2 protein-coding genes are annotated in these 754 nt (G+C 72.7%); both read left to right on the top strand.

The genetic code is table 11. The annotated features are described in order from the left end of the window. Positions 1-345 (top strand): oligopeptide/dipeptide ABC transporter ATP-binding protein (locus GCU69_RS05755; protein WP_328629980.1); only part of this gene is annotated, 345 nt, incomplete at its 5' end. Next, the coding region (locus GCU69_RS05750) for an ATP-binding cassette domain-containing protein (RefSeq protein WP_156205305.1) at positions 329-754 on the top strand (426 nt) is incomplete at its 3' end. The genes GCU69_RS05755 and GCU69_RS05750, both read left to right, overlap by 17 nt.

Genomic DNA, 754 nt, shown 5'->3' with positions numbered 1-754 from the left:
GACAAGATCGCCGTGATGTACGCGGGCCGGATCGTCGAGACCGCCCCGGTGCACGAGCTGTACGAGCGCCCCGCCCACCCGTACACCCAGGGCCTGCTCGACTCCATTCCCCGGCTCGACCGCAAGGGGAAGCGGCTGCACGCCGTCAAGGGGCTGCCGCCCAATCTGATCGCCATCCCGCCGGGGTGCGAGTTCAACCCGCGCTGCCCCAGGGTGCAGCCCGTGTGCCGCAGCGACCGGCCGCCGCTGTACGGCGTCGCCGAACCGGACGGGACACCACTGCCGGGCCGCGCGAGCGCCTGCCACTTCTGGAAGGACGAGCTGGCCGATGCCCCAGCCCCCTGAGCCCCCCGAGTCCGCTGGGCCCTGTGAGTCCGCTGAGCCCCACGGGCAGCACGGGAGCACGCGGCCGGCCGGGCGCACCACCGCGGGCGAACCCATCCTCGAGGTGCGCGACCTGGCCAAGCTCTACCCGCTGACCCGCGGCGTGGTGATCCGGCGCCACATCGGGGCCGTCCGGGCCGTCGACACCGTCTCCTTCGACCTGTGGCGGGGCGAGACGCTCGGCATCGTCGGCGAGTCCGGCTGCGGCAAGTCCACCGTCGCGAAGATGCTCGTCCACCTGGAACGGCCGACGGCGGGCACCATCCGCTACAAGGGCGAGGACGTCACCCGGCTGTCCCGCCGGGCCCTGAAGGCGGTGCGGCGGAACATCCAGATGGTGTTCCAGGACCCGTACACCTCGCTCAACCCG

Origin of the sequence: Streptomyces lycii (assembly GCF_009735685.1) — a bacterium.
In the GTDB taxonomy this organism is placed as follows: domain Bacteria; phylum Actinomycetota; class Actinomycetes; order Streptomycetales; family Streptomycetaceae; genus Streptomyces; species Streptomyces lycii.
The sequence above is the reverse complement of the archived record's forward strand: the minus strand, read 5'-3'. Positions and strand labels throughout refer to the sequence as shown.